Here is a 12,699-nt window from a genome sequence, read left to right on the forward strand (position 1 = left end):
GGGTCTCGGAGATGCCCGACGACCCGGTGGCCTGGCTGGCCGGGCACGGCTGGGAGGCGGACAGCCGCACCCTCCGCGAGTGCGCTGCCGCCTACGGCCGCCCGCTCGATACCCCGCCGCGGGGCGAGGAGCGGCCCGGCGGCCTCATCTCGGCGGTCCGCCGGTAGAACCACTTCGGAAGACGGAGCCCTGAGCCGCGACCTTCGAACGTTCACGAGCCGCGTACAGTCACTGACTGTCGCTCAGTGACTGTACGCGGCTGCCGCGATCCCGATGAAGGATCGGATCAACGGATTGGTGTCACGCTCGTTCCATACCGCCACCACTCGGCTCGGCGGCATGTCGATCAGTGGCACCACGGCCAGCTCCGCGGGCAGGTCGTGTCCGAGCGGGGCCAGGCCGACCGTGCCGTTCCACAGCACGGCCTGCAGGCATTCCTGGACGGCGTGCACCACGGGGCCCTCGCGCGGCCTGCGCCGTTCCAGTACGACTGCCAGAGGGGGTCGGTGCCCTGCGGGAACCGGAACCAGCGGCGGTCGCTCAGCTCGGCCAGCCGCAGGCGGTCGCGGCGGGCCAGCGGATCGTCGGCGCGCAGCACCACGCCGACCGGATCGGCCCGCAGCGCACGCACCGTCAGCGCGGTCTCGTCGAACGGCGACCGCGTCAGCGCGACGTCGACGACCAGCCCGGCGCGCAGCCCGCAGGTCGGGTCAGCACCCGAGAGGGCCAGCGCTGGCACCCGGCGCAGCGCCCGTTCGCTGCCCGCGCCCGCCAGCACGAGTGCCGTATCCGTGTCCGGGTGGTCCCACAGCCCGCGCAGAAACTCCAGCGCCGGCCCCGGAAGGCGCTGTGCCTCGTCCAGCACCAGCACGCGGGGCTGCCTCAACGCGTTCACCAGCATCAGGTCGGCCTCCCCCGCCCCGCGCGGCAGACGCCTGCCCAGCTACTGCTGGACCTCGGCGGGACGCGGACACCGTGCCCCGCGGATGGCCTGGAGCGGAGGGCAGGAAAGATCAACGCCGAGGCGGCGCATCCGATCTGGCGGAACGTCACCGCCGTCCTCATCCGGCCGGACGCCCGGATCGCCTGGGCCAGCACCGACACGGACCCGCAGCGGCGGGCCGCGGACTGCCTCACCACCCTGCGCACCCTGTACCGCTGAACGGCGCTCGGTGAGCCCACCCGCCGGACCCCTCAAGGGCGTCCCCTGCCATGGTGGACGACGACCGGGACGAGTGGTGGTCGCTGGTCCACTGGGCGATCACAGGAAGTACGCGGCCGTGCCCTCCGCCTGGCAGGCGGTGCCCGCCCAGTTCCCCTACGACGCACGGACTTCCGCAAAGTGGCTGGGCCAGGGCGGCGAAGTACCGGGGCCCTCCGCTCGGTTCTCTTCTGCCTGGAATCCAGCCCGATCGGGCTCCTCGACCCGACGTTGCTGGAAGACCACCCTTTACGGGGAGCGAAGACCCATGTGAGCTTCTCGATGAGCAGATGGCGGATGTACGGGTCGAGCCGGCGGACGTGCTGAGGTCGTCGGCCGACAGCGCGGGCGAGGTGCACGCGCGTGATGTGGCCGCAGAGCGCCTGTCGCGGCGACTTCGCCGACTGGAGAGCGCCGAAGAAGGGCTGGTGTTCGGCCGGATCGACGGCTCGGACGGAACCGTCCTGCACATCGGACGGCTTGGCCTGCACGTGGATGACCCGGATTGCCGTTGCTCGCCGACTGGCGAGCGCAAGTGGCGCGCCCCTTCTACGCGGCGACGGCCGTCCACTCGATGGGACTGCGACGCCGCCGCCACCTGCGTCTCCATCACCGCGCTGTTCACGCGGTGAACGACGAGCCACTGGATGGATCCGCACCCGCAGCCCGACGACATAGTCGGCGACGGTCCGCTGACGGAGGCACTGAAGGCACGGCGCACGGGACGGATGCGTGCGGCGGTGGCGACGCTGCAAGCGGAGCAGGACGCGATCGTCCGCTCCCCGCACCAAGGGCTCACGGTGGTGCAGGGCGGCCCCGGCACAGGAAAGACCGTCGTCGCCCTGCGTCGAGCAGCCTATGTGCTGTACGCCTTCGCGAGGGCCGCCGAGCGCGGTGTCCTGGTGCTCGGGCCGAACACGCGGTTCCTCGACTACAACTCCCAGGTGCTGCTTGCGGGTGCGCTGTCTGACCAACCGGGTCCCGCGCGTTGGCGGGGTAGCGCGAAAAGGTCAGGCCGCTGTGGCGAGTGCCCGGGCGGGCTGCGTCTGCTCGTAGGCGTGGCCGATCCGCAGGAGGGTGGGCTCACCGAGGGGCCGGCCGAGCAGCTGCATGCCGATGGGCATGCCCGCCGAGTCGTGGCCGACCGGAACAGTCAGAGCGGGCACTCCGGTGATGTTGGCAGGGGCGGAGAGACGAACGTAGGCGTCAGAGACACCCTCGACCGTGCCGTCGGGCCAGGTGACCGTCTCCTCGTCGGCCCCGACAGCGGGCATCGGGACGCTCGGGGCGGCGACCACGTCGACCTCCTCCAGCATCCGGGCCCACTCGGCGCGCATGAGCGTGCGGGAGCGTTGAGCGCGCACGTAGTCACCGGCGCTCATCAACTCGCTTGCCTCCAGCAGGATGCGGACGTCCTCCTGGTACAGCTCGGGCACCGTTCGCAGGCCGCCCTCGTGGTAAGCGCCGGCCTCCGGCACCATCAGGCCCCACTGGGTGGCCTGAACGTAGCGGGTCATCGGGATGTCGACCTCGACGAGCTGTGCGCCCAGGGCTTCCAGCTGCCTGATGGCGTGCCGGACGGCGCTCTCCACCTGCGGCTGGACGTTGTCGAAGTAGTAGGTGCGCGGCAGGCCGATGCGCAGCCCCGTCAGGTCCGTGTCGGCACAGGGCCGGTAGTCCACGACGGGAACGGACAGCGAAGCGGGATCGCGCGGATCGTGTCCGGCCAGCGCGGTCAGGACCAGGGCGGCATCCTCGACGCTGCGGGTGACCGGACCGATGTGGTCCAGCGACCAGGACAGGGAGGTGACGCCGTGACGGGGCACGAGACCGTAGGTCGGCTTGAGACCGACGACCCCATTGAGCGCGGCGGGCACCCGGATCGACCCGCCGGTGTCGGTGCCCAAGGCGAAGGTCGCGGTGCCCGACGCGACGGCGACCGCCGAGCCGCCGCTGGAACCACCTGCGACCCGGCTGCGGTCCCAGGCATTACGGGTCTGCGGAGTGGTCAGGCCGAACGCGAACTCGTGGGTGTGGGTCTTGCCGAGCAGGATCGCGCCGGCTGCGCCCAGCCGCTCGGCGACCGTGCTATCCGCTGTCGCGCGATGGTCGGCGCGGACCCGGGAGCTGGCCGTGGTGGCCATCCCACCGACATCGATCAGGTCCTTGAGCCCCATCGGGATGCCGTGCAGGGGTCCCCGGTAACGGCCTTGCGCCACTTCGTGTCCGGCTGCCCTCGCCGCCCGGCGCGCCTGCTCCGCGGCGACCGTGACGTAGGCGCCGAGGTGCGGCTCCACCTTCTCGATACGATCGAGGACGGAGTCGACCAGTTCGACGGGGGACAGTCGCCGGCGACGTATCGCGTCCGACGCGGCGTCGAGGGACAGCTCATACGGCTGCATCGTGCTTCTCCTCTCCGGCGCGGTAGGCGGCGGCGGGCGGGACGTCCGCGAAGTCCAGCTCTCGCAGTACCGCGACGACACTGTGGATGTGGTTGGCGACCGCGGCGACCGCGGCGTGGCGCTCGGCGGGCAGCACAAGTCCGGCGCGGGCGGCCCAGCGGGCGGCCTCCGGGGGTGTGAGTTCGGCGGCGGACATGGATATTCTTCCTCTCGGTGGACGGTGGACGGTGGACGGTGGAGCGGCGGAGTGGACCGACGCACGAAGGCCAAGAGTTCGCTTGGGACAGCTGCAGACGCTGCGGCGGCTCGGCGGCCCGTGCAGGAGCGGCCGAGCGGGGCCGGTCGCGCGGTCAGGCCGTGGGGGCCGGGATCTCGACACCGTGCTCGGCGAGGAGCCGGTAGCGGCCAGTCTCCCGGCGGACGGTGCCGGCCGTGGGCCGCGGGAAGTGAGAGCCGAGGAGCAGCGCGTCGGTGTCCGCCAAGGCGTCGAGCAGCCGGGCGCGGGTGCAGACCGCCTGCGCGGGGTCGATGTCGACGCAGCTGTTCACATGCGGGTGGGACAGCTGCACGGGGTGGTGGATGCTGTCGCCGGTGATCAGGGCGCGGCGGTCGCTGCCGCGCAGTTCCACGGCGACCTGTCCCGGGGTGTGGCCCGGGGCAGGGATCAGGAGGACGCCTTGCGCCACCTCGTACCCTTGCGCGTGCACGTCCACCAGGTCGTACTGTCCGGCGTCGCGGATGGGGGTGACGGAGTCGCGGAACATCTGGCGGCGGGCCTCGTCCAGATCGGTGGCGGCCCAGTGGTCCCATTCGGTGCGGCTGGTGAGGTAGCGGGCGTTGGGGAAGGTGGGAACCCAGTCCTCACCTGCGAGGCGGGTGTTCCAGCCGACGTGGTCGGTGTGCAGGTGCGTGGTGATCACCAGGTCCACGGACTCGGGCGGGAAGCCGGCCGCCGCCAGGCGCCCAAGGAAGTCGGTGTCGAGACCGTTCCAGGCCGGGTTGGCGCGCGGCTTGGCGTTGCCGATGCCGGTGTCCACGACGATCCGCAGCCCGCCCGCCTCCACCGCGAAGCTGTGGCTCGCAAGGTGGGGGACATCGGCGTCGGCGAAGTCGGGGCGCAGCCACGACGCCTCGTCCAGCACCTCCCTGGTGGCGTCCGGCAGCAGCCAGGGTCCGGTCTGGCGCGGCAGTTCGATCTCCTCGACGCGGCGTACGGTGATGTCGCCGAGGCTCCATCCCGTGCTTGTGGAGAAAGTGGCCTGACGGGGCGTGGCCGTGCTCATCGGTGGGTCCTTTCGGATGGGGCGGGGCGGCGCGGAAGGCGGGACTCGGTCAGCCGGTGCTCGGCTGCCGCACGACGCGGGCGAGGCCGATCAGGGTCAGCAGGACGGCCGTCACCGCGTAGAGCGAGACGGCGGTCTGCAGGCCGTACAGGTTGGTCAGCAGGCCGGCGAGGACGGCAGGGATGCTCATGGCCAGGTAGCTGAGGACGTAGTAGGCGGCGAGCGTGCCGGCGTGTTCGCCCGGGGCGGCCGGGGATATCAGCAGGCGCAGGGCGCCCTGGGTGACGGCGCCGAAGCCGGTGGCCGCCAGGGCGGTGCCGGCGAACAGGACGAGCAGGCTGTGCAGGTGGGGCCCGCTCAGGGTCAGCAGGGCCCCCGAGATCAGGACCGCGGTGCCGGCGGAGCTCGCGGTGTGGGCGGGCAGTGGCCGAGCGGCGTGGACGGCGAGGCCGGCTGCGGCCGTGAGGGTGAAGAAGACCAGGCCGCCGGTGGCACGGGCCGTGTGCGGGGCGATGAGCCGAACGAGCGAGGGACCGAGGCAGGAGTGGAACCCGCCCAGACCCCATGCGGCGACGACGCCGGGGGCGAGAAGCCTCATGGCCGGGCGGGAGGCGGGGGCGACGGCGATGCCGGGACGCAGGGACCGCCACGCGCCGGCGTGGGGATGTGCGGTCTCGGTGGTGAGAAGCACTGCGGCCGCCTGCGCGGTGAACAGCAGGAGCAGCAGGAGGTAGACGGTACGGGTGGGAGCGGGGGTGTACTGCACGAGGACGGTGGAGGCCAGCACGCCGGCCGCCATGCCGGCCACGGGGGTGATGCCGTTGGCGAGCATCACCCGCCCCGGGCGGTCGGGATCCTCGAAGTCGAGCAGGGCAGCTCCGGCGGCGCTGATGGCCACGCCGGTGGCCAGACCCTGCAGGATCCGGGCGGTGATCAGCGCCGCCACGCCCTGGGCGGTGGCGAAGACGGCCATCGCTGCCGCCTCCGCGAACAGGGCACCGGTGAGGACCGGGCGCCGGCCCAGGTGGTCCGAGACAGTGCCCGCAGTCAGCAGTGCCCCGAGCAGGGTGAGCGCGTAGGCGCTGAAGACGACGGTGACCGTCATCGCCGATAAGTGCCATTCGGCCTGGTAGAGGGCGTAGAGCGGGGTCGGCGCACTTGAGGCGGCCAACAGGCCGACGAGGACGGTGGCGTGAAGGAGGAAGGCGCTGCGGCGGCCCAGCACGGGCAGGCGACGGAGCGGGGACGGCGGGGCGACGACGCTGAACACGGAGCACCTCTCACACCTAAAGGCAAACGCTTTGCGTTAGGCAGAGTAGACCCCCTCTCCCCCAAAACGCAAATACTTAGCTTTTAGGGGTGGGGGGAGCGGGACTCCGGCCGAGCACCCTCGCCACAAGGCGGTCGGTGTAGGCCGCCGACAGATCCCAGGGACGAAACAGAATGCGGTACATCAGCGGGGCGACGACGACGTCCAGCAGGGTCTCCACGTCGGGCACGGCCTCCCCCCGCCCGGCCGCGCGCACACCGATGGCCTTCAACTGCTCGGCGGCGTAGTCGGAGCAGCGAACCGCATTACCCTGCTCGGGGTCGCCCAGCAGGGCGTCGCGGATGTACGTACGGCCCGCCGTCGAGGACATCTCCTCCGCGAACTGCACTGCCCACGCCTCCAGGTCCGCCCGCAGGCTGCCGCGGTCGGCCGGGGCACCATCGGGGCGCAGCCGTTCGACGGCCACGTCGGACAGCAGTTCCCGCAGGTCCCCCCAGCGCCGGTAGACGGTGGACGGCGTCACTCCCGCGCGAGCGGCGATCAGCGGCACGGTGAGGGCATCTCGCCCCACCTCCGCCTCCAGATCGCGGACGGCCTGGTGCACGGACTGCTGGACGCGGGCGCTGCGCCCGCCGGGGCGTGTGGTCGCTCGGGCACTCATGCACACAGCTTAATGCGAAGAAGTTGCGTCTCGCCCGACCAGGTCCCCAGAGATCTGTCCGTGCAGAACACAGGCCGGTACGGCGAACCCTCCCCATGCTCCGAAGTGTGATCGTCGAGCGCGAGTAGCCGACAGTGTTCCGGCCCACGCGGTGCGGAACCGCCTTCCCTGCCGTCTGCGCGCCGTCTTCGCCGACGTGCCGCTGGTGTCAACCTGCCTCCGTCTGCATACCTCACACACCACGATGTACAGCCAACCCCCGCCCAGAAGTTCAGCGAACACCACCCCGACGAGCCGAAGTCAGTGGCCTGATCACGGCCGTCCTCGAAGCGTTCACGCGGCCCCGCCCGCTGCTCGAAGACGCCGAAGCCGTCGGCAACCCGATCGGGGCCCTCCCCTGCGTCTTCCATGCCCTGTGGCACGGACAGCTGACGGCCGGCCTTGACACGCCATTGCACGAACGCGCCATGGTCGGTGCCGGCTCCCTCTCCCATGCCGGTGCAGGGGTGTCGGCCGCCCGCCTTCAGGAAAGCGCCGTCAGGGGTGAGGACGGCTGCGACGAGGAGATTCAGCACAGCAGCGACATCGCGGAGGCCGCAGACACGGGCACAGGTGGCGATGAAGGTGACGCCCGATGTGGGGAGGCGGTGGGAACAGCAGGCGGCCGGTGGTGGCGGTGGGAGCGCACGTTCGCTTCCGTGGAGTGCGGTGGCAGGTCGTCGCCCTGGCCGGGCAGCGTGTGCACCTGGCCGACGAGGACGGCGGCGATGAGACGGTTCTGGCGGGGCGCCTCTTCGCCGATGAGGGCTTCGCCGTGCTGGGAGCGTAGGCGGAAGCGCAGCAGCCACAGGCGGTGCCGCCGTGGGGGCTGTTCGAGACTGCGTCGGCCGCGGCGCGAGAGAAGGCGCTGGCCTGGCAGCGGCACGTTGAGGGAAGTCGGAGTGCGGTCTGCCGGACGGGCCCAGCAGTGGCGGGGCGGTGAAACCGCAGTACGACCCCGAACGGCACGCACTGGCCGAGCGGGAACAGGCCAAGGCCGAGGAGCTGACCGCGCTCGGCTTCGCCCGGGTGTCGCGTACGACGGTGCAACGCATGCGCCTGGCCTACCGCAAGCAAGGGCTGTGGGGCTACCGCCCTCACCGCCCTCGCCCCCAGGCCCGAGGTCTGAGCGAACGCTGCTGCAGGCCCCCCGGGCATCGCCGGAAGAAGACCCCTGTCGGCGCTCGGCCTGGAGAGCGAGCGGGCCGGACACCTCGCCGAACTCGCCTCCGCGCTGCACGCCGCGTACGTCCAGGTCGCTGCCGGACTGCCGGGCAACAGCGCGCTGGAGGTCGTGGGCGGGAAACTGAAGCTGGCCAAGCTCGGCAAGGCGGAGGAATCCAAGCTCATGGCGCCGTTCCGGCAGCTGGTCAACGGCATGCTGCCGAAGGTCGACTTTCCTGAGCTGCTGCTGGAGGTCGCCGAGCTGACAGGGATGGCGGATGCCTTCACGCACGTCTCCGGCGCCGAATCCGGCATGGACGGCTTCACCACCAGCCTGTGCGCTGTCCTGCTGACGGAAGCATGCAACGTCGGCCTGACCCCGGTAATCAAGCCGGACGTCCCAGCGCTCACCTGAGGCCGCTTGGTCCAGGTCGACCAGGGTTACTTCCGGGCCGAGAACATTTCGGCAGCTAACGGCCTGTTCATCGAGGCGCAGGCGAAGATCGACGTCGTGAGAGCGTGGGGCGGCGGCCTTGTCGCCTCCGCCGACGGCGTCCGCTTCACCGTCCCCGTGCAGACCCTCTACGCGGGCTCGAACCCCCGGTACTTCGGCCTGCGGCACAAGGGCGTCACCTGGCTGAACGTGGTCAACGACCAAGTGATGGGTCTGGGAGGGGTGGTCCGTGCCGGGCACGTTGCGCGACTCGCTGTTCATCCTGGATGCCATCCACGCCCGCGACAGCGGCCCGAAGCCGGAGACCGTCATCACGGACCCCGCGTCGTACTCCGACATGGTCTTCGGCCTGTTCGCCATCTGCGGCTACCAGTTCTCACCCCGGATCGCGGACATCTCCGACGCGCGGCTGTGGCGTACGAACGCCGCAGCTGACTACGGGCCGCTCCAGCCGGTCTCCAACTACACTGTTCGCCTGGATCGGATACACGCCCACTGGGGCGACATGCTCCGCGTGGCAGGCTCCCTGATCCTGGGCGAGGTCCGCGGCCACGACCTGATCCGCATGCTCTTCCGGGACGGGAAGCCGACCGGACTCGGCGACGCATTCGCCCACTACGGGCGAATCTTCAAGACCCTGCACCTGCTCCAGTTCGTTTCCGACGAGGGGTACCGGCGGATGATCGGCGCCCAGCTCAACGTCACCGAGGCCCCTCACCGCCTCGCCCGGAAGATCTTCTTCGGACAGCGCGGCGAACTACGCCGGCACTACCGCGAGGGCATGGAAGACCAACTCGGCGCGCTCCGCCTGGCCCTGAACTCCGTAGTGCTCTTCAACAGCCTCTACATCGACGCCGCCGTCAAACAGCTCGCCGCCGATGGCTTTCCCGTCACCGACGAACTCCTCGCCCGTCTCTCCCCGCTCCAGTACGACCACATCGACTTCCTCGGCCGTTACGCCTTCACCCGGCCTGCTGCGCCGGGGCTGCGACAGCTACGCGACCCACACACGGACGAAGATGATGACGACTGCGGGCAGGAGTGAGCGTCAAGAGCCGGCAGGGCGCTGATCACTCTGCGGGCCAGCGCCTTCCTTCTTGCTGTGCTACTCACAACGGCCGTCGGCCCCCGATGTCCGGCCGCTTTCAGACGGCGCTGATCGGCGTCGGTGTCTCGGGGAACTGCCAGCTGCCGCCGCGGTCCTCCTTCGAAAAGCGCGCGGCGAGATCGGGAACGTGCAGGAAGCAGGCCAGTGCGGTGGCGGCCTGGAAGGCGTCGATCGCACGCTGGGTCGTCGGCATGATCAGGCGCAGGAGACGCGGATTCACTTGGCCCTGGATCTCGTCGACGAAGGGCCGCAGCACCCTGTCGTAGCTCGCCAGTGCGGTCGGCACGTCGCCCGGGTGCCGGTTGATCTCGCCGGCCAGGACGTAGGCGCCCACCAGGCCGCCGGAGGTGCCCATGCCGCTGTATGGGGAAGCGCAGTGGGCGGCGTCGCCGACAAGGACCACGCGGCCCTTGGACCAGGTGTCGGTTCGGACCTGGACGATCTCCTGGGAGTAGAAGAAAGGGCTCGTCTGCATGCCGTCGATGAAGCGTGCGGTCTGCCAGCCGGCGTCGCGGAACCTGCTCGCCCAGAACTCCCGCTGGCGCTCGACGGGTTCCCGGTGGATCGCCGAGGCCTCCTCGGACTCCTCCCGCATGACGAAGTACACCTGGGTCTCGGTCGGGTTGTGGCTGCGGCGCATGATCTGACGGCCGCCCGGGACCATGTAGGTGTCCCGGACGTTGGTGTCGGACGCGATGCGCGGGATGAACCAGTAGGCCATGTGGATGCCGACCCGCCAGTACGGGTCGAAGCCCTCCGGGAGGATCGCCTGCCGGATGCGCGATCCCTGCCCGTCCGCGCCGACCAGGAGGTCGAACTCGCTGGAGGACCCGTCGGAGAAGTGCGCGACGACCTTCTGTTCGTCCTGCTCGAAGCCGTCCATGCTCACGCCGAACAGGTATTCGGTGTCGTCTTTCGACGCGTCGTGCAGGATGCGCACCAGATCCCCGCGCATGATCTCGTATTCGGACGTGAGGCTCTGCCGGCCCTGGCCGGAGGTGTTGGCCATGATCGTCGCCCTGGCCCTGCCGCGCGCGTCGACGAAGGCGACTCCCGCTTCGTCCACCAGCTTGCCGCGCACGGCGTCAAGAAGCCCCATCCGCTCGACGGCCTCGATGCCCTGCCCCCGGAGGTCGACCTGCGCCCCGGTGGCCCGCAGCGCCGGAAAGCGTTCGACCACCGTCACCCTGTGTCCGCCGCGCGTGAGCCAGAAAGCCAGCGCCTGGCCTGCTATCCCGCCGCCGGCAACAAGGACCCGCAGGGGACGCGCCCCCGATCCGTTGACCATGCCCATCACCCCAAAATCTATCACTGATAGATGATTCTTCTCCAGAGTCATCTATCAGTGATAGATTTGTCAATGTGGCCAAGGTGAACCGCGAGATCGTCGTCTCTGAAGCGCTCGACCTGCTCGACGAGGTCGGGCTGGAAATGGTCAGTACGCGGCGGCTGGCGAAGCGGCTGGGTGTCGAACAGCCGTCGCTCTACTGGCACTTCCGCACCAAGAAGGACCTCCTCGGCGCCATGGCGGAGGCAGCCATGGCACCGCATGCGGCCACCCCGCTGCCGACGCCGGACGACGACTGGCGCGACTGGTTCCTGGACAACATGCGAAGCTTCCGGCGCACCCTGCTGATGCGCCGGGACGGCGCACGCCTCCATGCAGGCAGCACCCCCGCCAGCGACCTCGACCGGATCCGTCGCAAGATGGCTTTCCTGGTCGCCTCCGGAGTGCCTGAGCGGGATGCACAGATGGCGATGCTGGCCGCCGGCCGTTTCACGGTGGGCAGTGTCCTGGAAGAACAGGCGGACGCCGGCCCCGGCGACGGCTCGGATGCACCGGCGGACATGCCTGCGATCGACCACGAGGCGGCATTCGAGGCCGGCCTGACTCTCATCCTGGACGGCCTGGTGCACCGCACCGCGGCACGGACCGCCTCCCTGTCGGCAGACGACCGTTTGACGACAGACGGCCGACGTGTCCAATGAACCCGTGCAATCCGGGGGTTCGGGGCGGCGCGAATCCAATCAGATCCGACGATGGTGATGCTGACAGGGTTTGACGACAGATAGGGGCCGATCCTCCGTACGGAAGGGACCCTCGATGGCGCACCTGGTCTACAAGTGGGTCTCGACCGACCAGCAGCCGACCGCCCGGCAGAACCTCGTCCTGGACGAGGCCGGGATCGAGGACCCGGTCGTCTTCGAGGAGGACCCCGAGACCTCCAGCCGCCTCCACCCGCTCCAGTGGCCGAAGTTCCGCGAGCTGCTCACCTACGCGCGGCCAGGCGACACCGTGCACATCTCCGAGATGTTCCGCCTGGTGCGCGGCACCGGCCACATCCTCGACGTGCTCGACGTCCTGCACCGCGACCATCTCGCCCTGCGTATCCACGACGGTGCGTTCTCCGCCATGGACCTCACCGCCCGCCACCCGCGCACCGGCGAACTGGTGTCCACCGCGAAGTTCATGGTGCAGACCCTCGCCGCCGCCGGCGAACTCCAACGCGACCTCCAGCGCGGACTGACCTACGACGGACTGCGCGCCGCCGAGGCCAAGGGCAGCAAAGGCGGACGCCGCCCCGCCGTGGCGGCCGACAAGACCGCCGACGTCCGCACCGCGTACCTGAAAGGCCGGTCCATCGCCGCCCTCGCGCGCGACCACCACGTCAGCCGCGGCGCGATCCGCACGGCTGTCGCCGACCTCCTGCCCGACCACGCCGCCATCGAGGAGGACTCCCCGGCGCCGGAGCTGCCGGTCACCCTCGACATGCCGGGCAAGGTCGCCGACTTCCTCCGCGCCACCGAGCTGGACGACGTCGAGCGGACCGCGCTCGACCAGGGCGTGACCGTACGGCGCGGCCAGGGCTACACCCTGCGCGTCAGCGCCACCCCCGCGGTCCACCGCCAGCTCCTCATCCGCTGCCAGCCCCTCGACGGCACCCCGGGTGTCCCGGCCATCCCGGCCCAGCGCAAGGCCCGCCGCGATTACGGGAATCGCCTCAGCACGCTTGCGCCGATCGGGCCATGATCGTTCTCAGCGCCAACGGCTGTACCGATCTTCCAAGCGCCGCCAATTGCATCAGATGCGAATTCATGCCGGTACGCGAATCGGCC

10 protein-coding genes and 5 pseudogenes are annotated in these 12,699 nt (G+C 70.4%); 7 read left to right on the forward strand and 8 right to left on the reverse strand.

Annotation, left to right across the window (positions count from 1 at the left end; translation table 11 throughout):
* Positions 1 to 167: pseudogene (locus AB0B40_RS37020) on the forward strand (SAM-dependent methyltransferase); the annotation flags it as partial.
* 75 nt (positions 168 to 242) lie between these two features.
* Here AB0B40_RS37020 and AB0B40_RS37025 read toward each other — a convergent pair.
* Positions 243 to 712 (reverse strand): annotated as a pseudogene (locus AB0B40_RS37025) (LysR substrate-binding domain-containing protein); the annotation flags it as partial.
* 60 nt (positions 713 to 772) lie between these two features.
* Positions 773 to 901: pseudogene (locus tag AB0B40_RS37030) on the reverse strand (ATP-binding protein); the annotation flags it as partial.
* A gap of 590 nt (positions 902 to 1,491) precedes the next feature.
* Between AB0B40_RS37030 and AB0B40_RS37035 the strand changes: the two are divergent.
* Positions 1,492 to 2,151, forward strand: a pseudogene (locus AB0B40_RS37035) (ATP-dependent DNA helicase); the annotation flags it as partial.
* 60 nt (positions 2,152 to 2,211) lie between these two features.
* Here the strand turns inward: AB0B40_RS37035 and AB0B40_RS37040 are convergent.
* From AB0B40_RS37040 to AB0B40_RS37060, 5 genes are all read right to left on the reverse strand, one after another.
* On the reverse strand, positions 2,212 to 3,603 hold the full coding sequence (locus tag AB0B40_RS37040; protein WP_362267976.1) for an amidase: 1,392 nt from the start codon (positions 3,601 to 3,603) through the stop codon (positions 2,212 to 2,214).
* Positions 3,590 to 3,799: a hypothetical protein gene (locus AB0B40_RS37045; RefSeq protein ID WP_362267978.1), complete on the reverse strand. Its 210-nt coding sequence runs from the start codon at positions 3,797 to 3,799 to the stop codon at positions 3,590 to 3,592. Before AB0B40_RS37045 ends, AB0B40_RS37040 begins: the two co-directional genes overlap by 14 nt.
* Before the next feature lie 154 nt (positions 3,800 to 3,953).
* Positions 3,954 to 4,886: an MBL fold metallo-hydrolase gene (locus AB0B40_RS37050; protein ID WP_362267980.1), complete on the reverse strand. Its 933-nt coding sequence runs from the start codon at positions 4,884 to 4,886 to the stop codon at positions 3,954 to 3,956.
* 49 nt (positions 4,887 to 4,935) lie between these two features.
* Positions 4,936 to 6,156, reverse strand: coding sequence for an MFS transporter (locus AB0B40_RS37055; protein ID WP_362267982.1), 1,221 nt, complete (start codon positions 6,154 to 6,156; stop codon positions 4,936 to 4,938).
* Positions 6,157 to 6,232: 76 nt separating this feature from the next.
* Positions 6,233 to 6,817 (reverse strand): TetR/AcrR family transcriptional regulator, encoded by a 585-nt coding sequence (locus AB0B40_RS37060; RefSeq protein ID WP_362267984.1) that lies wholly within the window; start codon positions 6,815 to 6,817, stop codon positions 6,233 to 6,235.
* Positions 6,818 to 7,493: 676 nt separating this feature from the next.
* On the opposite strand from AB0B40_RS37060, the gene AB0B40_RS37065 reads away from it, so the two are divergent.
* The 3 genes and pseudogenes from AB0B40_RS37065 (at position 7,494) to AB0B40_RS37075 (ending at position 9,519) form a co-directional block, all read left to right on the forward strand.
* Complete coding sequence (locus AB0B40_RS37065) at positions 7,494 to 7,646, forward strand: hypothetical protein (protein WP_362267987.1); 153 nt, start codon at positions 7,494 to 7,496, stop codon at positions 7,644 to 7,646.
* Between the two features lie 588 nt (positions 7,647 to 8,234).
* A pseudogene (locus AB0B40_RS37070) lies at positions 8,235 to 8,690 on the forward strand (Tn3 family transposase); the annotation flags it as partial.
* Between the two features lie 13 nt (positions 8,691 to 8,703).
* Positions 8,704 to 9,519 carry a Tn3 family transposase gene (locus AB0B40_RS37075; RefSeq protein WP_362267990.1) on the forward strand — a complete coding sequence of 272 codons (816 nt, stop codon included), beginning with the start codon at positions 8,704 to 8,706 and terminating at the stop codon, positions 9,517 to 9,519.
* 100 nt (positions 9,520 to 9,619) lie between these two features.
* On the opposite strand, the gene AB0B40_RS37080 is transcribed toward AB0B40_RS37075, so the two are convergent.
* Positions 9,620 to 10,876 (reverse strand): FAD-dependent monooxygenase, encoded by a 1,257-nt coding sequence (locus tag AB0B40_RS37080; RefSeq protein ID WP_362267992.1) that lies wholly within the window; start codon positions 10,874 to 10,876, stop codon positions 9,620 to 9,622.
* A 68-nt stretch (positions 10,877 to 10,944) separates the two neighbouring features.
* On the opposite strand from AB0B40_RS37080, the gene AB0B40_RS37085 reads away from it, so the two are divergent.
* Both AB0B40_RS37085 and AB0B40_RS37090 read left to right on the forward strand, forming a co-directional pair.
* A complete protein-coding gene (locus tag AB0B40_RS37085; protein ID WP_362267994.1) occupies positions 10,945 to 11,571 on the forward strand; it encodes a TetR/AcrR family transcriptional regulator C-terminal domain-containing protein in 627 nt (208 codons plus the stop codon).
* Positions 11,572 to 11,686: 115 nt separating this feature from the next.
* Positions 11,687 to 12,613, forward strand: a complete 927-nt coding sequence (locus AB0B40_RS37090) for a recombinase family protein (protein ID WP_362267996.1) — start codon at positions 11,687 to 11,689, stop codon at positions 12,611 to 12,613.
* Positions 12,614 to 12,699: the final 86 nt, after the last annotated feature.

Origin of the sequence: Streptomyces sp. NPDC042638, from assembly GCF_040647235.1 — a bacterium.
Classification (GTDB): domain Bacteria; phylum Actinomycetota; class Actinomycetes; order Streptomycetales; family Streptomycetaceae; genus Streptomyces; species Streptomyces rameus.

Coding starts and splice junctions, on each gene's coding strand:
- AB0B40_RS37040 (WP_362267976.1), bottom strand. CDS start 3,603: ATGCAGCCGTATGAGCTGTCCCTCGACGCCGCGTCGGACGCGATACGT.
- AB0B40_RS37080 (WP_362267992.1), bottom strand. CDS start 10,876: ATGGGCATGGTCAACGGATCGGGGGCGCGTCCCCTGCGGGTCCTTGTT.
- AB0B40_RS37050 (WP_362267980.1), bottom strand. CDS start 4,886: ATGAGCACGGCCACGCCCCGTCAGGCCACTTTCTCCACAAGCACGGGA.
- AB0B40_RS37045 (WP_362267978.1), bottom strand. CDS start 3,799: ATGTCCGCCGCCGAACTCACACCCCCGGAGGCCGCCCGCTGGGCCGCC.
- AB0B40_RS37090 (WP_362267996.1), top strand. CDS start 11,687: ATGGCGCACCTGGTCTACAAGTGGGTCTCGACCGACCAGCAGCCGACC.
- AB0B40_RS37060 (WP_362267984.1), bottom strand. CDS start 6,817: ATGAGTGCCCGAGCGACCACACGCCCCGGCGGGCGCAGCGCCCGCGTC.